Raw genomic sequence first — 19,248 nt, forward strand, 5'->3', positions numbered from 1 at the left:
TTGCCTCGAAAACGAATTAAATCGGCTGAATCAGGCCGCTTTCTTGAGCGCCTCACGCGCGATGAAAGCGCGCTCCCGCTCGGTCGTGATCGGCTCGACCGCGCGATAGGCCTCGGGCGGCGCAACATTGAGCAGTGCCCGCACATCTTCGAGCGGCTTGTCGAGCAGCGCTTCCCAGTCCGCCGTCGGCAGCCACGTGGCCCGCTTGCCGTTCCGGAAACCTTCGCGAATGACCCGGCCAAGCTTGAGGTCCGGATTGCGCTTGGTGCTGAGGCGCCAGCCCACCAGCACGATGAAGCCGATGCCGCGATTGCGCGTTTGCGCATAGCTGAAGGCGAGCAGGGCGAGTTCGCCGAGCCCGTCGCGGCCATAGCCGGTCGTGACATGCCAGAGATCGTGGGCGTCGCGCAGGCGGTCGCCGAAAATGCGCTCGGCTTCAGTGCGCTCGTCGCGCAGCGGCACCTCGCGGCTCGCCTCGACAAGTCCGTCGGCCGTCAGGTTTTCTTCGGCCATGAATTCGTAATAGGTGCGCCCCAGCGTGCCTTCCGGCAGCCGCGACAGACGCTCACGATCGTTGAGCGTCGCGATGAGGTCGCGTTTCTCGGCAACGATCCGCTGCCCCATCTCGGTGGCGATGAAGCGCTTGAACTGGCGGTCGCGGACATTGCCGGACAGGGCGTCGATGATCTTGAAAACCTGGCCCGTATCTTCCTTGTCGGCGATCAGGGCGCGAATTGCCCGAATGGCTTTCAGCGGTTCGATACGCTTGCGCGTCCGCCTGGCAGGGGCGGAACCGTTGAATTCGGCTGGACTGGCTGTCGTCATCGCTCTAATCCCGTTGCTAGGATGAGGTATACATCTACGCCCCTTGCTGCTTTGTGTATCAAGTACTGACATTGTTGTCAATATAATTTGTCTGAGGGAGTCCGGTTTGCCGACCGCCGCCAAAACCGCCGCAATCCCCGCCAAACCGGCGGGAAAACGCATCCGCCGCACCGCCGAGGAGGCAAGGCGGCTCATTCTGGATGCCGCCGAGAAGCGCCTGGCGCAACAGGGGCCCGAAGGCCTTCGGCTGCAGGACATCGCCCGCGACATCGGTATTTCCCATCCCGCGATCCTGCATCACTTCGAAAGCCGCGAAGGGCTGGTGCGGGCACTGATCGCGCGCGCGAACAACCAGCTCCGCGACACCATGCTGGCGGCACTTGGCGGCGGCCACACGAGCGCGGACGCCTCCGACCATATCGGCCATGTCTTCGAAGCGCTGAGCGACCGCGGCACGGCGCGTCTCCTGTCGTGGCTGTTGCTGACCGGGCGCGCGAGCGAGAATTCGCCGACCCACAACATCATGGGCGAGATTGTCGAGGCGCTGCAGGCGCGCCGCGCGGAATATGCGGCGGAGAAAGGTCTTCCGGCGCCCGACAAGGAAGACACATTGTTCATGGCGATGCTGACCGCAAACGCCGCCTTCGGCGAAGCGATCGTCGGACGACAACTCGCCGAAGCCGTCGGCCTCGACGCCGACGGCATCAAGCGCTTCCGCAACTGGTTCGCGAAGCTCCTGAACGAACATTGGGACGGCAGGAATTGAGCGCTGTGCCGCAAATCGCGGTGAGAGCGGCAACGGAGGCCGATCTTCCCGGCATCCTGGCGATCTACAACGACGCAGTGACCAACACCACCGCGATCTGGAACGAAACCGAAAGTACGCTGGAGGCGCGGAGAAGCTGGATGGCCGAACGAACGGGCCGCGGCTTTCCGGTGCTGGTCGCCGACGACAATGGCGAGGTCGCGGGCTACGCCACCTTCGGCGATTTTCGCCCGCATGAAGGCTACCGCTTCACGGTCGAAAACTCGATCTATGTGCGCGCCGACCGGCGCGGGCGCGGCATCGCCGCCGCGATGATGCCGCCGCTGATCAAGGCGGCGGAGAAGCTCGGCATGCATGCGATGATCGCCGGGATCGAAGCCGAGAACGTCGCCTCGATCCGCCTGCATGAACGCTTCGGCTTCCGCGAGGTTGCGCGCATGCCCGAAGTCGGCCGCAAATTCGACCGCTGGCTCGACCTGGTGCTGATGCAGAGGATGCTGGGGTGAGGGTCCCGCGCCGGGCCTGCCAGCCGAAGCACGAAGTGCGAAGGCTGGTGCCCCTGGCCGGACTCGAACCAGCACGTTGTTGCCAACAACAGATTTTGAGTCTGCCGCGTCTACCATTCCGCCACAGGGGCTCCCGAAGCGCGGGGCGCATCATACTGGCCGGGGCCGCCCCTTCAATCGAAAAGAAATGGCGCGGGCAGCGCCGCCGCTGCGGCGACAAGGCGCGCGACAGGCGGCGGGCCCCCGTGCTTGAATAGCACCCATGATGGACCGCATCCCCTCGAACGCCATTCCCTGGATACTGGCGGGCGCCAGCGCCGCGACGCTGGCCGGCGCGTTGTTTTTCGAGCATGTGCTGGGCTACATCCCCTGCTCGCTCTGCCTTGAGGGCCGCATTCCGCATTATTTCGCCATCGGCGCGGCGCTGATCGCCGGCGTCTTGTCCCGCGAAGCCAATATCGGCATCGGCGTGTTGCTGTTTCTGGGGATCTGCGTCGCGGCCTACGCCGCCGCTGTCGGTATTTCCGGCTACCACATCGGCGTCGAGCAAAAATGGTGGGAAGGTCCGGTCGCCTGCGGTTCGGGCGGCCTGGTGGCGGGTTCGCTGGAAGAATTGCAGGCCGCCCTTGAGGGCCGCGTCCACGCGCCGCGTTGCGACGAGGCGGCATGGTCGCTTTTCGGCATTTCGCTGGCGGGCTTCAACTTGCTGATCTCGCTTGTCCTCGGCGCGCTGGCGGCGCTGCCCCTTTGGCGATTTTACCGCGAAAGCCGCGGAGAAGTCTGATGTCGTCACCCGGAAACACAGAAGACGGAAAGACGCCCCGTGTGTCGGCGCAGCCCGGTCATGCGCGCGACGAAGCCGTCGAGGAAATGATCCGTGTCGATCATGCCGGCGAGTATGGCGCTGTACGCATCTACAAGGGCCAGCTTGCCGTGCTGCGCAACCTGCCGCACAAGCGCGACCTGGTTGCAAAACTCGAACACATGGCGAAGGACGAGGAGGTGCATCTCGCCCGCTTCAACGAAATCGTCAACGAACGCGGCGTCCGCCCGACGGCCTTCGCGCCGGTCTGGCATGTGGCGGGTTTCGCGCTCGGCGCGGCGACCGCGCTGCTCGGCGAAAAGGCCGCCCATGCCTGCACGGCCGCCGTCGAGGAAGTGATTGACGAGCACTACAAGTCGCAGGTCGGCCGGCTCGACGGCATGGGCGACGCCGAAAAGCCGCTGCGCGACACGATCGAGGAATTCCGTCTCGAAGAAGTGCGCCACCGCGACGAGGCGATAGCGGCGGGCGCGACGGAAGCACCGGCCTATCCGCTGCTCTCGGGCGCCATCAAGGCCGCCTGCCGGCTGGCGATACGGATTTCCGAAAAGGCGTGAGCCGCCTACGGCTCCAGCTCGCTGTCCCAGTAGAGATAGTCCTGCCAGCTATCGTGCAGATAGTTGGGCGGAAAGGCGCGGCCGTTGCGATGCAGGTCGCCGACGGTCGGGCGGAACGGCGGATGCATCGGGAACATATGCGCGTCCGCCGGCATCTTGCCGCCCTTTTTGAGATTGCAGGGCGCGCAGGCCGTGATGACGTTTTCCCATGTCGTCTGCCCGCCGCGCGAGCGCGGGATCACATGATCGAAGGTGAGCTCGTGCCGCGCCGCGCAATACTGGCAGGTGAACCGGTCGCGCAGGAAGAGATTGAACCTTGTGAATGCGGGAAACCGCGCCGGCTTCACATAGGATTTCAGCGAGACGACGCTCGGCAGCTTCATCTCGAATGTCGGCGAGCGCACGGCGGTGTCGTAGCTGGAGACGATGTTGACGCGATCGAGAAAGACCGCCTTGATCGTGTCCTGCCAGGACCAGAGCGAGAGGGGGTAATAGCTGAGCGGCCTGTAATCCGCGTTCAGCACCAGCGCCGGACAACTATCCGGATTCGCAAACGATCCGTGCACACCGTCCTCCTGAAGAGGCGCGCCCTTGCCGTGGCCGCTCCCCTGTAGCCGCGAAGCTACTATATCCGGCGCGACAACTTTGTGAAGGTACGAGATTTCGTCGCCGTCAGCGCGCCGCAGCAGCCCCGTGACGGCCCGCAAAGGCATCGGCGATAAAGCGCCCGCCCAGCATCAGGCCCGTCTCGTCGATGCTGTGGCCGAGCCCCGCCGAAACATGCCATTGCACCGCCAGACCAGCCTCCCCAAGGGCCTGCACGGCCTGATGCATCCGGGCGACCGGCAGCATGTCGTCGCTGTCGCCGTGAACCATCAGCACCGGCGGGCGGGCCCGGATCTCGGCCTGGAGGCGATCCGGCCCGGCAAGGGCGCCCGAATAGCCGACGATGCAGGCCGCCGCACGGGCGCGGCGCAACCCGACATGCAGCGACATCATGGTGCCCTGGCTGAAGCCGACCAGCGCCAGATGGGCGTCGTCCAGGCCATGCAGCCCCAGCTGTGCATCGATGAAACGGTCGAGGACCGGCGCCGCCGCTTCGACGCCGCGGAGGATTTCGTCGGGGTCGAGCCGGCCGATGGGAAACCACTGATAGCCCATCGGATTGACCGGACAAGGCTCGGGCGCATTCGGCGCGACGAATGCGGCGTCGGGCAGCAGCCGCTGCCAGTAGGGGGCAAGGCCGATCAGGTCGTTGCCGTCCGACCCGTACCCATGACAGAGCACGACAAGCTGTCGCGTCGTGCCGCTGGCAGCCGCCACGCTCGGTCCGGTCAGACTTGTCGGCATTCGCCTCCCCTTTCGCAACATGGCCGCGCACGATAACAATGCGCGTCCGAAACTAAAGGATGGATCGGCAAGTTCAATGCGGGAAAACGGCGAACCGACGGAAGTGCTGCGCTTTGCGCCGAGCCCGAACGGCTGGCTGCATCTCGGCCATGCCTGTTCGGCGCTCTTTGCCTACGAAACGGCGAAGGAACTGAACGGCCGCTTTCTGCTGCGCATCGAGGATATCGATGTCGGCCGCTGCCGGCCCGAATACGAAGAGGCGATCTATGAAGACCTCGCCTGGCTCGGCCTCGACTGGGAACGGCCCGTGCGCCGCCAGTCGGAACATTTCGCCGACTACAAAGCGGCACTGAAACGTCTGCGCGACATGGGCCTCGTCTATCCCTGTTTTGCAACGCGCAAGGATATCGCCGACGCCATCGCCGCAACGGGCATCGACGCGCGCAACTGGCCCGTCGATCCCGACGGCGCGCCGATCTATCCGGGCATCTACAAGGACCTCGCGCCTGCCGAGATGAACCGCCTGATGTGGGAAGGCCGAACCTATGCCTGGCGGCTCGACACCGAAAGCGCGCTTGCAAAGGCAGAGGCGATTGCGGGCAAGGCCCTGACATTTTCGGAAGACGGCGAAGGTCCGAACGGCGAGACCGGAACCTGCGCGGTCAAACCAGCGCTTTTCGGCGACGTCGTGATCGCGCGCAAGGATGTGCCGACGAGCTATCACCTCGCGGTGACGGTCGATGACGCGATCCAGGGTGTGACGCTGGTGACGCGCGGCCAGGACCTGTTTCACGCGACCTATATACACCGCATCCTGCAGGTGCTGCTCGGCCTCCCCGAGCCCCGCTATCGCCATCACCGCCTGATCCGCGACGATGCGGGACGGCGGCTCTCGAAGTCCGCCCGCGACATGGGCCTGCGCGAACTGCGCGCCGCCGGCAAGACGCCGGCCGACATCCGGCGCATGGTCGGGTTTTAACCATCCACCACCGGCATCAACTGGCGCGAAAGCTGCTTCCCTGACTTCAGACAGCCGGTTCGATCCCGAAAAGGGACGATTTCCGGCCCGCATGAGCCGGGGAGCTTCGAAATTGGCCGCCGATACCGCATTTGACGTCTCGAAACAGCGCATCGACTGGATCGATATGGCCAAGGGCCTGACGATCGTCCTTGTGGTGATGGAACACACGACCGCCGGCGTCGGCGCGGCGCTCGGACAGCTGCCCCTCGTTTTCGGCGCGCTGGCGGAATTCGCCAAGCCCTTCCGCATGCCGCTCTTTTTCCTAGTCGCCGGCCTCTTCGCCTACAAAGCGCTTTATGGCGACCTCCGCAAATTCGTCGACGGCAAGATCGTCCACTTCGCCTATTTCTACCTGCTCTGGTCGGTGATCCAGATCGGGCTGAAAATCGCGATCCCCCATGCAAGCGCCTGGCAGGTGACCTATGTCGATCTGCTGCTGATCCCGATCCAGCCTTTCGCGGTGCTCTGGTTCATCTATTCGCTGGCGATGTTCTTCGTCACCATGCGCCTCCTGCGCGATGCGCGGCCCGTCTTCGTGTTCTTTTTTGCGCTGGCTCTCTATTTCGCAAAGATCGAAACCGGCTGGATGCTGATCGACGAATTCGCCTGGCGTTTCATCTGGTTCGTCGCCGGCATCTATGGCGCAAAACAGATTTTCGAACTCGCCGACTGGGCGCGGGAGAAGCCGCTTCACGCGATCGGTCTCGCCTCGGTCATGCTTGCAAGCGTCGCCGCCGTCGTCTTCTCGCGCCTTGTGGAAATTCGCGGCCTCGAATTGCTGATGGGTATTGCCGGCGCCGGCAGCGCCGTCATGCTGGTGAGCCTGCTGGCCGCCGCGCGGCTCGGCGAACCGCTCGCTTATGTCGGTCGCCACTCGCTCTATATCTTCCTGGCATTCTTCCTGCCGATGGCGGCCATGCGCACTGCGCTTGTGCATCTGGGCGTCGAGAATGGCGATCTCGTGACGCTTCTCACCACCGCCTTCGCCGTGGTGACGCCGATCGTGGCCTACCGCCTCGTCCTCAATACGCCGCTCGACGTCTTCTTCGTCAGGCCCGACATGTTCCGTCTGACATCGCCCCGTCCGCACACGCCGAAGATCATGGTCGCCGCCGGCGACTAGGCCGGCGCGAGAAAGAAGCCGAGAAGCACCGTCAACGTGACGAGGCTGGCGGCCGTCGAGAGCATGACGGCGCTCGACGCAGCACCTGGCGCCGCACCGTAGCGGTTGGCGAGGATCGAGGAATAGACGCCGGTCGGCATGCCGGCAAGCACCGTCGCCGCCGCAACCCAGAGCGGCTCCAGCCCGAACACGAACTGCGCCAGCACAAACACCAGCGCCGGATGCGCGACGAGCTTGAAGAGGCTCGTCATCGACGCCGCGCCGATCGAACGGCGGATCGCGTATCGCGTCAGCATGCCGCCAAGCACGAAAAGCGCGCATGGGATGGCCGAGCGCGCCACCATTTCAAGCGCGTTGTCGACAACAGCCGGCAGCGGAACCCCGAGCTGGCCGTACACGACGCCGCCTGCAATGCCGATGATGACGGGGTTCTTCGCGGTGTTGAGCAGTCCTTCCTTGAGGATCGCCTGGAAACGCGGCTGCGCCACGCCATCGCGAACGCGCGTGAGCTCGAGCAGAAAGGTGGCGATGGTGAAAAGAATGATGCCGTGAAAGGCAAGGATCAGGAAAACCGGCGTACCTGCCGCTTCGCCGAAGCCTGTGAGGATGATCGGCAGACCGAGCATGATGGTGTTGCCCTGCCCGCAGCCGAACCCGAGCATGACACTGTCCTTCGCCGGCCGGCGGAGAACATAAAGCGCGATGAGAGAGCCCACCGCCCAGACGGCCAGCATGGCGCCGTAATAGGAGATCCAAAGGCCCCAGGGCAACGTCGCCGGAAACTCGGTATGCGCGAGATTGCGAAAGAGCAGCACCGGCATGGCAAGCGTGAAGACATAGGCGTCGAGCCCGTCGATGACGCTGGCGCCCAGGAGCTTCGAGCGCACCGCCGCATAGCCGAGGCCGATAACGCCGAAGATCGGCAGAACGAGACCGAGAGCGACTTCCATGACGGGGACCGCGCGAGAGAAAACCCGCGGCGGAACCTATAGAGGCCGCGCCTTGCCGTCAAAGCAGGTGGGGATTACCAGTCGTAGAGACCCGTGAAGCGCTGGAAGCCGGCCGCTTGCGCCCAACGTTCCCATTGCTCGCGCGCGCGCTTCGTCACCGCCGGGCTGCCGCCGCCCTGCCCGACGCCAAGCATCATCAGTTCGGTGCAACCTTGATAATAGGGCTCCGGCTTCGGCAACGCGCCGCCGCGCAACATGCGGGCCTGCTCGGAATCCTCGAAGCCGTCCGTCAGCAAAATGACGCGCACATCGCCGGCCGCGCAATCGACCTGATGCGACATCGTCTCCATGAAGGAGACAATGTAAGTCCATTGCTGCGCCTTGAGCTTGCCTTCGGCGACAAGCTGCGGCATCGCCGCGACAAGCGCCGAGATGCCTTCGGCCACCGATTCCGGCCGGGCGCGCGCGGAGATGACTTCGTCGATCTTCAACGGGTTCTCGGAAGAATCATAGGCACCGAAGGTCCGCACCATGACGCGCGAGCGCACCGGCAGCTTGTCGATCTCCGCGACCATGCGCGCCGCGACGCGCGCCGCATAAGCCTCGTCCTCGACCAGCGGATTGCTCTTCGACAGATCGAGCCCGATGATGACGGTTTGAGCCCGCGCCGGCGCATCGACCGCCGCTGCGCCAGCGGCAAAGAACGGCGCCGACAGAAAAGCCACGGCGAGAGCGAGTGGGGCAAAGGTGCGCATGCCGCTCACTCGCCTGCCCGGCCGATAGAGATGCGGCGCGAACCGCGCGGCGGCAGGATTTCGCCGAAAGGTTCGCGAACGGCTTCCATCCGTGACGGTCCGGCCTTCATCGCGTTGCGCGAGCGGCGTTCCCACCAATCGTCGAAAAGCTTTTCGTAGCGCCCGAGATGACGCGAATCCTCGCAGGCCTTGACCCGGTCGCTGGCATGGCCGTTGAACAGCACCTTCTCCTTGCGCATGCCGAGAAAGCCGCGTCGCGGCGCCACGATAATGCCGTTGCGGCGCGCATCGTCGAGGCCCTGCTCGTAGGCGCGGCATTCGCGCATCAGACCCGTCCACAGAAGATGGCGCCGGTTCTCCGGGCCTTCCATTTCGGCCAGCGCATGGCGATTGCTGTCATACTCGGCCTCGAGCGCGGCCAGCCGCTCCATCGCCGTGCGGCGATGCTTGAAATCGCGCGCATGGAAGACGCGGCGCAGCGCCGTGACCGCATAGTGAATGCAGAGCGCGGCAACGCCGGTGACGACGAGAAAGACGATCCCGAGCGAGGCGAGCCATGCGAGCGGCTGCCAGCCGCGCATCTGGTCGACCTCGGAAGCGACACGCACCGTTTCCTGGGTTGCCGTCGAGGCGATGCCGAGCCCGGCCAGCGCATTGCCGAGCGAGGAACCGACGCTGCCGTCGCTTGTCGCCGCGATGCCGTTCGGCAGCGACATCAGCGCCAGCAACACGCCGACGCCGAGCAGCATGGCGAGCGCCAGCACGAAAACGATGCGCACGAAGACCGCCTTGCCGAATGCGCCGAGCTGTTCGTAGAGGATATGGGCGGCGACGGTGGCGAAAAGCACCTGCATCGACTTGAAGGCTACCGACGCGCCGAGCGCGCCCGGCAGTTCGAGGAACTCATTGGCGAGCGCCCGCGTCCAGAATTCGCTGACGATTGCATAATCGACGACAAGCGCGCCGGCCGCGATCAGCCCGATCAGGATGAAGGCGAAGAAATGAAACGAAGCGAACCGCGCCTCGCGCTCGCTTGCGACATAGTTGCGCGAAATTTGTGCGCGCGTGTCTTCGGGAATGAGTGTCGCCGCGCTCATGATTTCGCCCTCCGGCTGAAAAAGCCCTTGCGCTTCGGCGCCTCGGCAGCGGCGCTTTCAAGCGGTGCGGAAAGGCGCTTGGCAAGCTCGACGACTTCACGCTCCAGCGTTTCCTGCCGCGCGCGCCGCCGCGCCAGCTCGGCGGCATAGGCCGCGTCGAGTTCGGAAAGCCGGGAGAAAACATGAAGCTCGGGAAGCGGCTCCGCGGCGCGGCCATAGTGATAGGCCGTCTGCCCCTTGCCCTGCGCGCCGCCCGGCGCATTCCCCGTTTCGAAACCGTCGCTCATCAGCCCGATCCTTTTCTGACACAACCGGCGTTAACACCTTGGAAGCGTAACACCGGTCGACAGGCAGGCGGAGTCTGCAAAAATCAAATCGTCGAGATGAAAGGACGCCCGCCACACCTTAACAAGGTGTCTCATTGAAGGACTCCAATGCGGCGGAAAGATTATGGGAATATGGCAAGAATGTGATGACTGCCCGCTAAAACGGCAGCCGCCTCACGCCGCCTCGTCCGTGTTGTAGTCCACCAGCCGCACGACCTCGGCCATGATGTCGGTGATCTGGAAATCCTTGGGTGTGTAGATCGCGGCGACGCCGGCGGCGCGGAGCTTTTCCTCGTCATCCGCGGGGATGATTCCGCCGACGACGACCGGGATGTCGGCAAGCCCCGCCTCGCGCATCCGCTTCATCACATCCTCGACCAGCGGCACGTGGCTGCCCGACAGGATCGACAGCCCGACGACATGCACGTCGCCTTCCTGCGCCGACGCAACGATCTGTTCGGGCGTCAGGCGGATGCCTTCATAGACGACATCCATGCCGCAATCGCGCGCGCGCACCGCGATCTGCTCGGCGCCGTTCGAATGACCGTCGAGGCCGGGCTTGCCGACAAGGAACTTCAGGCGGCGGCCGAGCTTCGAGGAGACCGCATCGACCATCGCGCGCACCGGGTCGAGATCGCCCGGCGCATTGCGCGCGGCCCGGGAAACGCCGGTGGGCGCACGATATTCGCCGAAAATCTGCCGGAGCGCCGTGCCCCATTCGCCGGTGGTGACGCCGGCTTTCGCGCACACGATGGAAGGCCCCATGATGTTGCGGCCTTCCTTGGCGGCGCGGCGGAGATCGGCAAGCGTGGCCTCCACTGCGTCGTTGTCGCGCGCCGCCCGCCAGGCTTCGAGCGCCGCGACCTGCTCGGCCTCGACACCCGCATCGACGACATGGATCGAACCTGCGCCGGTCGAAAGCGGCGACGGCGCCGTTTCGACATAGCGGTTGACGCCCACCACGACCTGCCGCCCGGCCTCGATCTCCTCGAGCCGCGCCGAATTGGATTCGACGAGGCGTTCTTTCATATAGGCGCTGTCGACGGCCGCGACCGCACCGCCCATCTCCTCGATCCGCGCCAGTTCCTCGCGCGCTTCCGCCTTCAGGGCTTCGACCTTGGCGTCCATGACCTTCGAGCCGTCGAAGATGTCGCCATATTCGAGAAGGTCTGTTTCATAGGCGAGGATCTGCTGCGCACGCAGCGACCATTGCTGATCCCAGGGACGCGGCAGGCCGAGCGCCTCGTTCCAGGCCGGAAGCTGCACCGCGCGGGCGCGCGCATTCTTCGACAGCGTCACCGCCAGCATTTCGAGCAGGATGCGATAGACGTTGTTTTCCGGTTGCTGCTCGGTGAGCCCGAGCGAATTGACCTGCACGCCGTAGCGGAAGCGGCGGAGCTTTGCGTCCTCGACGCCATAGCGGTCGCGGCAGATCTCGTCCCAGAGATCGACAAAGGCGCGCATCTTGGCGATCTCGGTGATGAAGCGCACACCGGCATTGACGAAAAAGCTGATGCGGCCGACGACCTGCGGAAAGTCCTTTTCGGGCACCTGACCGCTCGCCTTCAGCCGGTCGAGCACCGCCTGCGCGGTCGCCAGCGCAAAGGCAAGTTCCTGCACCGGCGTCGCGCCCGCTTCCTGCAGATGATAGGAGCAGACGTTTGTGGGATTCCACTTCGGCACTTCGCGATAGGTATAGGAAACGATGTCGGTGATGAGGCGCATCGACGGCTCGGGCGGAAACACATAAGTGCCGCGCGAGAGATATTCCTTGATGATGTCGTTCTGGACCGTGCCCTGAAGTTTCTTGCGGTCGGCGCCGTGCTCGTCCGCCACCGCGATATAGAGCGCCAGCAGCCAGGCCGCCGTCGCGTTGATCGTCATGGAGGTGTTCATCTGCTCCATGGGAATGCCCTCGAAGAGAGCCCGCATGTCGCCGATATGCGAAACGGGAACGCCGACCTTGCCGACCTCGCCGCGCGCCAGCACATGGTCGCTGTCGTAACCGGTCTGTGTCGGCAGGTCGAAGGCGATCGAGAGACCGGTCTGGCCGCGCGAGAGGTTGGTGCGGTAAAGCGCGTTCGAGGCTTTCGCCGTCGAATGGCCGGCATAGGTGCGGAAAATCCAGGGATTGTCCTTTGCCGGAACGTTCCCGCCGCCCTCACTGCCCTTGCTCATTGCCTGCCCTCGCGTCAACCGACCTTCCGCAGACCCATTATCACAGGCTTTGCTGCGCTGCAAAAGAGGTGTTGCGGCACCGTTTGCCCCCTCAATCGGGGGCGCACACCACAATGGATATCGCGCCGCGGCCGGACGCGTTAACCTGCGCGCACCGAAACTGAAAACACAATGGATGGAATTTGATGTCAGACCTCGACCAGGACCTGTTTCAGCTTGCGATGTCGGAGAAGGCGCGCCCGCTGATGGCGGCCGTGCAGAAGCACATCGCCGAAAATGTAGAGCCGATCACGGAAGAATTTTTCCGCCTCCACGACGAGAAGACCGACCGCTGGAGCTGGCATCCGCGCCAGCTTGAGCTGCTGGAAGGCGCCAAGAACAAGGCCAAGGAATCGGGCCTGTGGAACTTCTTCCTGCCGGATTCCGAAATCGGCTCCGGCCTCACCAATCTCGACTATGCCTATATCGCGGTCGAGCTCGGCAAATCGCCGCTTGCGTCCGAAACGCTGAATTGCAGCGCGCCCGACACCGGCAACATGGAAGTGCTGGAGCGCGTCGGCACGCCCGCGCAGAAGAAGAAGTGGCTGGAGCCGCTGCTCAACGGCGAAATCCGCTCTGCCTATGCGATGACCGAGCCGGATGTACCGAGCTCCGATGCCAAGAATGTGCGCACCAGCGCTGTGCTCGACGGCGACGAATGGGTCATCAACGGAGAGAAGTTCTATATTTCCGGCGCCGGCGACCCGCGCTGCAAGATCATGATCGTGATGGTGCGCACGAGCCCGGACGCCCCGCCGAGCAAACAGCAATCGCAAATCCTTGTGCCGATCGACACGCCCGGCGTCGAGATTCTCGGGCCGATGAAGGTCTTCGGCAAGGACCACGCGCCCCACGGCCACATGCATATCCGCTTCAACAATGTGCGCGTGCCGAAGGAAAATATCCTGTTGGGTGAAGGCCGCGGTTTCGAAATCAGCCAGGTGCGCCTCGGCCCCGGCCGCATCCATCACTGCATGCGTTCGATCGGCAAGGCGGAAAAGGCGCTGGAACTGATGGTGAAGCGCTCGGCCACGCGCGAAGCCTTCGGCAAGCCGATCGCCAAGCTCGGCGGCAACCTCGAGATCATTTCGCGCGCCCGCATCGAAATCAATGCGATGCGTCTCGCCGTGCTGCAGGCCGCAAGAGCGATGGACGTGCTGGGCAACAAGGAAGCCCGCGTCTATGTCAGCGCGGTCAAGGCGATGGTGCCGGAGAAGGTCTGCCTGATCATCGATCAGGCGATCCAGATGCACGGCGCCGCCGGCATCTCGCAATGGACGCCGCTCGCCGACATGTACACCGACATGCGCCATCTGCGCTTTGCCGACGGTCCCGACGAAGTGCATCACATGGTCGTCGGCCGCGCCGAAGTGCAACGGCACGGTCTCTGGTAGAACCTGCATATATTCGGCACTTAAATGAAAACCGCCGCGTGGAAACAATCCGCGCGGCGGTTTTTTATCGATACCGGACCGGCGAGCGAAGCCTACTCGGCGGCCGTTGCCTGTCCGCCGGCACGCGCGGCGATGCGCTCGATATGCTTGCGGCGCGCATCGAATTCGCGGGCGATGTTGTCGTCGGCCTGCTGCATGGCATCGACGTCCTGATCGGCATAGGCGAGCACGCCCATTTCCTCATAGCCCTTGCGGATGCGCGGACCCCAGAGGCCGACATCCTTGACGATCGGCACGATGCGCTGGAACAGCGAGTTGCGGAACGTCTGCATGAAGCCCGAGTGATACATGTGCTCGCCGCAGGCGACCGGATCGAGGCCGAGATTCTTCCAGACCTCGACCGCATCGAAACGGTCGCGCATCAGATAGCTGGCTTCGAGCAGGAACTCCTCGCGCTCGTCGCGCTCCTTCTCGGAGATTTTCGGATAGAAGTCGCGCAGCGCCAGACGGCCGAAGGCTACGTGGCGCGCTTCGTCCTGCATCACATAGGCGTTGACGGCGGCCGCCAGCGGGTTCTGTGCATTGTCGCGAATCTGCGCGAAGGAGGCGAGCGCCAGCCCCTCGATCACGACCTGCATGCCGAGATAGGTCATGTCCCAGCGGCTGTCGCGCAGGGTCTGTTCGATCAGGTCCTGCAGCGGCTTCGTCATCGGATAGACGATTGCAAACTTTTCCAGCAGGCGCTTGTAGCTCTCGACATGCCGCGCCTCGTCGATCACCTGCGTCGAGGCATAGAACTTCGAATCGATGTCCGGCACCTGCGTGACGATCTTGGCGGTGCAGATCAACGCGCCCTGTTCGCCCTGCATGAACTGCGACAATTGCCAGGCCTGAAAATGTTTGCGCACATTGGCTTTTTCCTTGCGCGACATCTTCTCGAACTGCGCCATGCCATTGATCGGCAGCATCTCGTCGGGCAATTGTTCGGGATTGTCTTCGTCGAGCTCCTGGCTCCAGTCGATGCGCGTATTGGCATCCCACTGCATCTCGACGCCTTTGCGATAGAGGCCCATCATCGCCGCACGCTCGGGGTCGTACTCCCAATTGAACATCACGTCGAAACCCTGCGGCACGGCCCAATGGCTGTCTTCGAGCTCGATCGCATATTGCTTGCTGAAACTCATCCGGCTCTCTCCTCCCAAAAAGATCCTCTATGCGGAGCATAACTCCGTATTCCGGGTTCCGCCACGTCAAATAAGCCGCGGGATTCCAGCGTTTCCGCCATAAACCGCTGATATTGCAGTGCAAAATTTCCTTGCATCCGTGACGTCAAATGCCAATGATCCGCGCCATCGAGCGGTATCGAACGGCGGACGAGGTGGAGTTATGACGCATACGGACAAAAAAGATCTCTACGAAATCGGAGAGATACCGCCGCTCGGTCATGTGCCGGAGAAGATGTATGCCTGGACGATCCGCCGCGACCGCGAGGGTCCGCCGCAACAGGCAATGCAGGTGGAGGCGGTGCCCACCTGGGAAATCGACAGTAACGAGGTGCTCGTCCTCGTGATGGCGGCCGGCGTCAACTACAACGGCATCTGGGCCGGCCTCGGCACACCGGTTTCGGTTTTCGACGTTCACAAGCAGCCCTACCATATCGCCGGCTCGGATGCGTCGGGCATCGTCTATGCGGTCGGCGCCAAGGTGAAGCGCTGGAAGGTCGGCGACGAAGTCGTCATCCACTGCAATCAGGACGATGGCGACGACGAGGAATGCAATGGCGGCGATCCGATGTTCTCGCCGACGCAGCGCATCTGGGGCTACGAAACGCCGGACGGCTCCTTCGCGCAGTTCTGCCGCGTGCAATCGCAGCAGTTGATGCCGCGCCCGAAACACCTGACATGGGAGGAAAGCGCCTGCTACACGCTGACGCTGGCGACCGCCTATCGCATGTTGTTCGGCCACGCGCCGCATATTCTGGCGCCCGGACAGAACGTGCTGGTGTGGGGCGCGAGCGGCGGCCTCGGCTCCTTCGCCGTGCAGCTCTGCGCGACGGCGGGGGCGCACGCCATCGGCGTCATTTCCGACGACAGCAAACATGATTTCGTGATGTCGATGGGCGCGAAAGGCGTCATCAACCGCAAGCATTTCGATTGCTGGGGCCAGTTGCCGAAGGTCAACTCGGCCGAGTTCAACGACTTCATGAAAGAAGCGCGCAAATTCGGAAAGGCGATCTGGGACATCACCGGCAAGGGCATCGACCCCGACATCGTGTTCGAGCATCCGGGCGAGGCGACGTTCCCCGTTTCCTGCATGGTGACGAAGCGCGGCGGCATGGTGGTTTTCTGCGCCGGCACCAGCGGATTCAACCTGACATTCGACGCGCGCTTCGTCTGGATGCGGCAGAAACGCATCCAGGGTTCGCATTTCGCGCATCTGAAACAGGCATCGGCGGCCAACCAGCTCGTGATCGAGCGGCGCATCGACCCCGGCATGTCGGAAGTCTTTCCGTGGGCGGACATTCCACTGGCGCATGACAAGATGTGGAAGAACGAGCACCTGCCGGGCAACATGGCGGTGCTGGTGTCGGCCGCGCGGCCGGGCCTGCGCACCTTCGAGGACACGATCGAGGCGGGTAAGAAGGCCGCCTGAGGACCCCGAAAAGGGCCTTCTGTCATCGATCTGTCAAAAAACTGTCACGCGCGGTTTCGGGAGGCACTTGTCCCCGGCTCGGCCCCGGGGATAAGTCGAACTTGTCCCCGGTTTGCGGCGCACAAACGGCGTTCCTTATCCCCGATTCCGTTTCGCGGCCGCGATAGGGTGGCTGAAAAAAAGTAATCCCCGGTTTTCGGACCCCTTCACAAAAACACCAGCGCCCCCTGCCCCGCGACATAGAGCCCGATGGCGATGACCGTCGCGGCGAATATCCGTGTAAGGAGCGCCTTGCGGGCGGCGAGGCGGCGGGCGAGCGCCGCGCCGAGCACGGCGCCGGCGAGACCGCCGGCGAGCAGCAGCGCGGCCGCATGCCAGTCGACAAGTCCGGCCAGCGCATAGGAGGAAGCGGTGGCGAAGCCGAAGGCGGAAACCGAAACCAGCGACGAGCCGACCGCAAAGAGGATCGGCATGTTGGTGGCGCCGATGAGGCCGGGCACGATGAGAAAGCCGCCGCCGACGCCGAAAAACCCGGAGAGGAAACCGACGGCAAGCCCGTAGCCGATCAGCGACGGCAGCAGCTTGCGCGCCGAGGCGCGGTCGAGATGGACCTCCGCATTGCCACCATCGCCGCGGCGCAGGAACATCGAGACGCCGACGGCGATCATCACGAGACCGAACAGCGCCAGCAACAGCTCGCCATCGACCATCTTGCCGAGCCGCGCACCGCCGAAGGCGCCGACGACGCCCGCGGCGGCGAAGACAAGGGCGCAGGGCCACTTGACGGTCTTTGCGCGCGCATGAAGGAAGACGCCGGCCAGCGCATTGGCGCCGACCGCGATGGCGCCGGTGCCGATCGCAACATGGGGCGAGGCGACGCCGACGACATAGACGAGCAGAGGCACGGCGAGAATGGAGCCGCCGGCGCCGACCAGCCCGAGCGTCAGCCCGACAAGCGCGCCCGCGGCGAGCGCGACGAGATCGGCGGCGGCGAATTCCATTTCCGCACCCTTCCGTTTACGCCCGCAGCGCGCGGTTCCACGGCATCACGGCAAGCAGCCGCGCCATGCCGCAGAAGCCGGAAACGCCGGCGAACACCAGCCCCGCGCCGACAAAGGCGGAGAGCAGATAGAAGCCCGGATGGACGACAGCGCCGAGCGCCACGCCGAGCACGACGAGCGACCCCGCCGCGATCTGCACCTGGCGCATCAACTCGATGGGCTGCGAGGCGTCGGCGGCGACAGGGAGCCCGGCGGCCTTCCATGCTTCGATGCCGCCTTCGAGAATATAGGCCTCGCAGAGACCGGCGGCCTCGGCGAGCTTTGCCGCATTGGCCTTGGTGCGCATGCCGGACTTGCAGTGATAGACGAGGATGCCGCCTTGCGGGGCGGCGCCTGGCCCGAGCGCGGCGAGCGGCGCATTGCGCGCGCCGGGAATATGTTCGCGGGCGAATTCGTCGGCGTCGCGCACATCGACAATGGCGGCGCCGCGCGCGCCGAGCGCCTTGGCTTCTTCGGGGGTGATGGTCTTGAGGGTCATCTTGTCTTCTCCTTTGGCGCTTAAGCGCAATAGATGTCTTTCAGGGTTTTGAGAATCCGGGCCGCGTCGGGATCGTCGATCCGGTAGTAGACGGTCTGGGCGTGCCGGCGCGTGGCGACGAGGCCGTCCTCGCGCAGCTTCGCCAGATGCTGCGAGAGCGCCGACATGCCGAGATCGGCTTCGGCCGCGAGCTCGCCGACGCTCGCCTCGCCTTTCACCGCCAGCGCACACAGCACCAGCAGTCGCTTTTCATTGGCGAGCAGGCGCAGCATCCGCGCCGCCTCGCCGGCGCTTTCGGCGAGCTTCGAAATATCGCTTTTCATCATCCGCATCGTCCGGCCTCCGGCCCTGTGACGTTTTAGCTCTTGCTAAATTAGTGATTGCTAATATATATGTCAAGAGACGAACGGGTCCGAGGCGAAAGCCGGGCCGGAAACGAAGAAGGAGAACCCCCATGAACAACGCAAAAAAGCCGGAAATACAGGGCTTTTTCGACGAGGCCACCAATACGGTGAGCTATCTGGTGGTCGATCCGGCGAGCCGCGCCGCCGCCTTTGTCGATCCGGTGCTCGATTTCGACCCGAAATCGGGCAAGGTTTCGACCGCGAGCGCCGACAGGCTGCTGGCCGCCGCCGAAAAGGCGAAGGCGCGGATCGAATGGATCCTCGAAACCCATGCCCATGCCGACCATCTGTCGGCCGCGCAATATCTGAAAGCGAAAACGGGCGCGAAAATCGGTATCGGCGCACAGATCAACGATGTGCAGAAAATCTTCACGCCGGTCTTCAACCAGAACGGCCCGACCGACGGCCGCGAATTCGACCACCTGTTCAAGGAGGGCGAGCGCTTTCACATCGGCGAGTTGACGGTGGAGGTCATCGCGACGCCGGGGCATACGCCGGCCTGCATCAGCTACAAGGTGGACGACGCGGTTTTCGTCGGCGACACGCTCTTCATGCCCGACTACGGCACGGCACGCGCCGACTTCCCCGGCGGCGACGCGCGCACGCTTTATCGCTCGATCCAGAAGCTGCTGGCACTGCCGCCCGAGACGCGGCTCTTCATGTGCCACGACTACAAGCCGGAGGGCCGCGACAACTATGTGTGGGAAACGACGGTGGGCGAACAGCGCGCCGCAAACATCCATGTCCATGAAGGCGTGGGCGAAGCGAGCTTCGTCGCCATGCGCGAAAAGCGCGACGCGACGCTGGCGGCCCCTGTGCTGCTCTTGCCCTCGATCCAGGTCAATATCCGCGCCGGCCACGTGCCGCCGGCCGAAGACAACGGCAAGCGCTACCTGAAAATCCCGCTGACGGTACCGGCGGAAGCAGAGGAGAGCCTTTAGGG

General features: G+C 64.1%; 21 protein-coding genes and 1 tRNA gene. 9 read left to right on the plus strand and 13 right to left on the minus strand.

Annotated features, from left to right (window positions below; translation table 11 throughout):
* Nucleotides 1–30 precede the first annotated feature (30 nt).
* Nucleotides 31–825 carry a Coq4 family protein gene (locus KF719_RS08270; RefSeq protein WP_293508243.1) on the minus strand — a complete coding sequence of 265 codons (795 nt, stop codon included), beginning with the start codon at nucleotides 823–825 and terminating at the stop codon, nucleotides 31–33.
* Between the two features lie 106 nt (nucleotides 826–931).
* Between KF719_RS08270 and KF719_RS08275 the strand changes: the two genes are divergently transcribed.
* Both KF719_RS08275 and KF719_RS08280 read left to right on the plus strand, forming a co-directional pair.
* Nucleotides 932–1,591 (plus strand): TetR/AcrR family transcriptional regulator, encoded by a 660-nt coding sequence (locus KF719_RS08275; protein WP_293508244.1) that lies wholly within the window; start codon nucleotides 932–934, stop codon nucleotides 1,589–1,591.
* A 14-nt stretch (nucleotides 1,592–1,605) separates the two neighbouring features.
* Nucleotides 1,606–2,097, plus strand: a complete 492-nt coding sequence (locus tag KF719_RS08280; RefSeq protein ID WP_293510611.1) for a GNAT family N-acetyltransferase — start codon at nucleotides 1,606–1,608, stop codon at nucleotides 2,095–2,097.
* 45 nt (nucleotides 2,098–2,142) lie between these two features.
* Here the strand turns inward: KF719_RS08280 and KF719_RS08285 are convergent.
* A tRNA-Leu gene (locus tag KF719_RS08285) sits at nucleotides 2,143–2,228 on the minus strand.
* A 131-nt stretch (nucleotides 2,229–2,359) separates the two neighbouring features.
* On the opposite strand from KF719_RS08285, the gene KF719_RS08290 reads away from it, so the two are divergent.
* Both KF719_RS08290 and KF719_RS08295 read left to right on the plus strand, forming a co-directional pair.
* Entirely contained in the window at nucleotides 2,360–2,881 is a 522-nt protein-coding gene (locus tag KF719_RS08290) for a disulfide bond formation protein B (protein WP_293508245.1), read from the plus strand.
* Nucleotides 2,881–3,477: a demethoxyubiquinone hydroxylase family protein gene (locus tag KF719_RS08295; RefSeq protein WP_293508246.1), complete on the plus strand. Its 597-nt coding sequence runs from the start codon at nucleotides 2,881–2,883 to the stop codon at nucleotides 3,475–3,477. Before KF719_RS08290 ends, KF719_RS08295 begins: the two co-directional genes overlap by 1 nt.
* Nucleotides 3,478–3,482: 5 nt before the next feature.
* On the opposite strand, the gene KF719_RS08300 is transcribed toward KF719_RS08295, so the two are convergent.
* On the minus strand, nucleotides 3,483–4,043 hold the full coding sequence (locus KF719_RS08300) for an HNH endonuclease (RefSeq protein ID WP_293508247.1): 561 nt from the start codon (nucleotides 4,041–4,043) through the stop codon (nucleotides 3,483–3,485).
* A gap of 106 nt (nucleotides 4,044–4,149) precedes the next feature.
* On the minus strand, nucleotides 4,150–4,827 hold the full coding sequence (locus KF719_RS08305) for a dienelactone hydrolase family protein (protein ID WP_293508248.1): 678 nt from the start codon (nucleotides 4,825–4,827) through the stop codon (nucleotides 4,150–4,152).
* A 76-nt stretch (nucleotides 4,828–4,903) separates the two neighbouring features.
* Between KF719_RS08305 and gluQRS the strand changes: the two genes are divergently transcribed.
* Together gluQRS and KF719_RS08315 are read left to right on the plus strand one after the other, a co-directional pair.
* Entirely contained in the window at nucleotides 4,904–5,806 is a 903-nt protein-coding gene (gene gluQRS, locus KF719_RS08310) for a tRNA glutamyl-Q(34) synthetase GluQRS (protein ID WP_293508249.1), read from the plus strand.
* 112 nt (nucleotides 5,807–5,918) lie between these two features.
* Nucleotides 5,919–6,971, plus strand: a complete 1,053-nt coding sequence (locus tag KF719_RS08315) for an acyltransferase family protein (RefSeq protein ID WP_293508250.1) — start codon at nucleotides 5,919–5,921, stop codon at nucleotides 6,969–6,971.
* Here KF719_RS08315 and KF719_RS08320 read toward each other — a convergent pair.
* From KF719_RS08320 to KF719_RS08340, 5 genes are all read right to left on the minus strand, one after another.
* Complete coding sequence (locus tag KF719_RS08320; RefSeq protein ID WP_293508251.1) at nucleotides 6,968–7,921, minus strand: AEC family transporter; 954 nt, start codon at nucleotides 7,919–7,921, stop codon at nucleotides 6,968–6,970. The two genes, KF719_RS08315 and KF719_RS08320, sit on opposite strands and share 4 nt — an antisense overlap.
* Before the next feature lie 74 nt (nucleotides 7,922–7,995).
* Entirely contained in the window at nucleotides 7,996–8,676 is a 681-nt protein-coding gene (locus KF719_RS08325; protein WP_293508252.1) for a hypothetical protein, read from the minus strand.
* A 5-nt stretch (nucleotides 8,677–8,681) separates the two neighbouring features.
* Nucleotides 8,682–9,773 (minus strand): hypothetical protein, encoded by a 1,092-nt coding sequence (locus KF719_RS08330; RefSeq protein ID WP_293508253.1) that lies wholly within the window; start codon nucleotides 9,771–9,773, stop codon nucleotides 8,682–8,684.
* Nucleotides 9,770–10,060, minus strand: coding sequence for a hypothetical protein (locus tag KF719_RS08335; protein ID WP_293508254.1), 291 nt, complete (start codon nucleotides 10,058–10,060; stop codon nucleotides 9,770–9,772). The genes KF719_RS08330 and KF719_RS08335 overlap by 4 nt, the downstream gene beginning before the upstream one ends.
* A 213-nt stretch (nucleotides 10,061–10,273) precedes the next feature.
* Nucleotides 10,274–12,277 (minus strand): protein meaA, encoded by a 2,004-nt coding sequence (locus KF719_RS08340; protein ID WP_293508255.1) that lies wholly within the window; start codon nucleotides 12,275–12,277, stop codon nucleotides 10,274–10,276.
* A 185-nt stretch (nucleotides 12,278–12,462) separates the two neighbouring features.
* Between KF719_RS08340 and KF719_RS08345 the strand changes: the two genes are divergently transcribed.
* On the plus strand, nucleotides 12,463–13,710 hold the full coding sequence (locus KF719_RS08345; protein ID WP_293508256.1) for an acyl-CoA dehydrogenase family protein: 1,248 nt from the start codon (nucleotides 12,463–12,465) through the stop codon (nucleotides 13,708–13,710).
* 92 nt (nucleotides 13,711–13,802) lie between these two features.
* Here the strand turns inward: KF719_RS08345 and KF719_RS08350 are convergent, their stop codons facing one another.
* Nucleotides 13,803–14,894 (minus strand): ferritin-like domain-containing protein, encoded by a 1,092-nt coding sequence (locus tag KF719_RS08350; protein WP_293508257.1) that lies wholly within the window; start codon nucleotides 14,892–14,894, stop codon nucleotides 13,803–13,805.
* 202 nt (nucleotides 14,895–15,096) lie between these two features.
* Between KF719_RS08350 and ccrA the strand changes: the two genes are divergently transcribed.
* Nucleotides 15,097–16,362 (plus strand): crotonyl-CoA carboxylase/reductase, encoded by a 1,266-nt coding sequence (gene ccrA, locus KF719_RS08355; protein ID WP_293508258.1) that lies wholly within the window; start codon nucleotides 15,097–15,099, stop codon nucleotides 16,360–16,362.
* 206 nt (nucleotides 16,363–16,568) lie between these two features.
* Here ccrA and KF719_RS08360 read toward each other — a convergent pair whose 3' ends face one another.
* Genes KF719_RS08360 through KF719_RS08370 form a run of 3 tightly spaced genes read right to left on the minus strand, consistent with a single transcriptional unit; the run spans nucleotide 16,569 to nucleotide 18,233 of the window.
* Nucleotides 16,569–17,363, minus strand: a complete 795-nt coding sequence (locus KF719_RS08360) for a sulfite exporter TauE/SafE family protein (protein WP_293508259.1) — start codon at nucleotides 17,361–17,363, stop codon at nucleotides 16,569–16,571.
* A gap of 16 nt (nucleotides 17,364–17,379) precedes the next feature.
* On the minus strand, nucleotides 17,380–17,901 hold the full coding sequence (locus tag KF719_RS08365; protein ID WP_293508260.1) for a rhodanese family protein: 522 nt from the start codon (nucleotides 17,899–17,901) through the stop codon (nucleotides 17,380–17,382).
* A gap of 20 nt (nucleotides 17,902–17,921) precedes the next feature.
* Complete coding sequence (locus tag KF719_RS08370; RefSeq protein ID WP_363318011.1) at nucleotides 17,922–18,233, minus strand: metalloregulator ArsR/SmtB family transcription factor; 312 nt, start codon at nucleotides 18,231–18,233, stop codon at nucleotides 17,922–17,924.
* 122 nt (nucleotides 18,234–18,355) lie between these two features.
* Here KF719_RS08370 and KF719_RS08375 point away from each other — a divergent pair, with 122 nt between their 5' ends.
* The gene (locus KF719_RS08375) at nucleotides 18,356–19,246 is read left to right on the plus strand and encodes an MBL fold metallo-hydrolase (protein ID WP_293508261.1); all 891 of its coding nucleotides are present in this window, start codon (nucleotides 18,356–18,358) and stop codon (nucleotides 19,244–19,246) included.
* The last annotated feature ends 2 nt before the right edge of the window (nucleotides 19,247–19,248 follow it).

This window comes from Parvibaculum sp. (genome assembly GCF_019635935.1).
GTDB lineage: Bacteria > Pseudomonadota > Alphaproteobacteria > Parvibaculales > Parvibaculaceae > Parvibaculum.

Coding starts and splice junctions, on each gene's coding strand:
- ccrA (WP_293508258.1), top strand. CDS start 15,097: ATGACGCATACGGACAAAAAAGATCTCTACGAAATCGGAGAGATACCG.
- gluQRS (WP_293508249.1), top strand. CDS start 4,904: ATGCGGGAAAACGGCGAACCGACGGAAGTGCTGCGCTTTGCGCCGAGC.
- KF719_RS08370 (WP_363318011.1), bottom strand. CDS start 18,233: ATGCGGATGATGAAAAGCGATATTTCGAAGCTCGCCGAAAGCGCCGGC.
- KF719_RS08305 (WP_293508248.1), bottom strand. CDS start 4,827: ATGCCGACAAGTCTGACCGGACCGAGCGTGGCGGCTGCCAGCGGCACG.
- KF719_RS08360 (WP_293508259.1), bottom strand. CDS start 17,363: ATGGAATTCGCCGCCGCCGATCTCGTCGCGCTCGCCGCGGGCGCGCTT.
- KF719_RS08330 (WP_293508253.1), bottom strand. CDS start 9,773: ATGAGCGCGGCGACACTCATTCCCGAAGACACGCGCGCACAAATTTCG.
- KF719_RS08290 (WP_293508245.1), top strand. CDS start 2,360: ATGATGGACCGCATCCCCTCGAACGCCATTCCCTGGATACTGGCGGGC.
- KF719_RS08365 (WP_293508260.1), bottom strand. CDS start 17,901: ATGACCCTCAAGACCATCACCCCCGAAGAAGCCAAGGCGCTCGGCGCG.
- KF719_RS08320 (WP_293508251.1), bottom strand. CDS start 7,921: ATGGAAGTCGCTCTCGGTCTCGTTCTGCCGATCTTCGGCGTTATCGGC.
- KF719_RS08375 (WP_293508261.1), top strand. CDS start 18,356: ATGAACAACGCAAAAAAGCCGGAAATACAGGGCTTTTTCGACGAGGCC.
- KF719_RS08270 (WP_293508243.1), bottom strand. CDS start 825: ATGACGACAGCCAGTCCAGCCGAATTCAACGGTTCCGCCCCTGCCAGG.
- KF719_RS08335 (WP_293508254.1), bottom strand. CDS start 10,060: ATGAGCGACGGTTTCGAAACGGGGAATGCGCCGGGCGGCGCGCAGGGC.
- KF719_RS08340 (WP_293508255.1), bottom strand. CDS start 12,277: ATGAGCAAGGGCAGTGAGGGCGGCGGGAACGTTCCGGCAAAGGACAAT.
- KF719_RS08350 (WP_293508257.1), bottom strand. CDS start 14,894: ATGAGTTTCAGCAAGCAATATGCGATCGAGCTCGAAGACAGCCATTGG.
- KF719_RS08295 (WP_293508246.1), top strand. CDS start 2,881: ATGTCGTCACCCGGAAACACAGAAGACGGAAAGACGCCCCGTGTGTCG.
- KF719_RS08345 (WP_293508256.1), top strand. CDS start 12,463: ATGTCAGACCTCGACCAGGACCTGTTTCAGCTTGCGATGTCGGAGAAG.
- KF719_RS08325 (WP_293508252.1), bottom strand. CDS start 8,676: ATGCGCACCTTTGCCCCACTCGCTCTCGCCGTGGCTTTTCTGTCGGCG.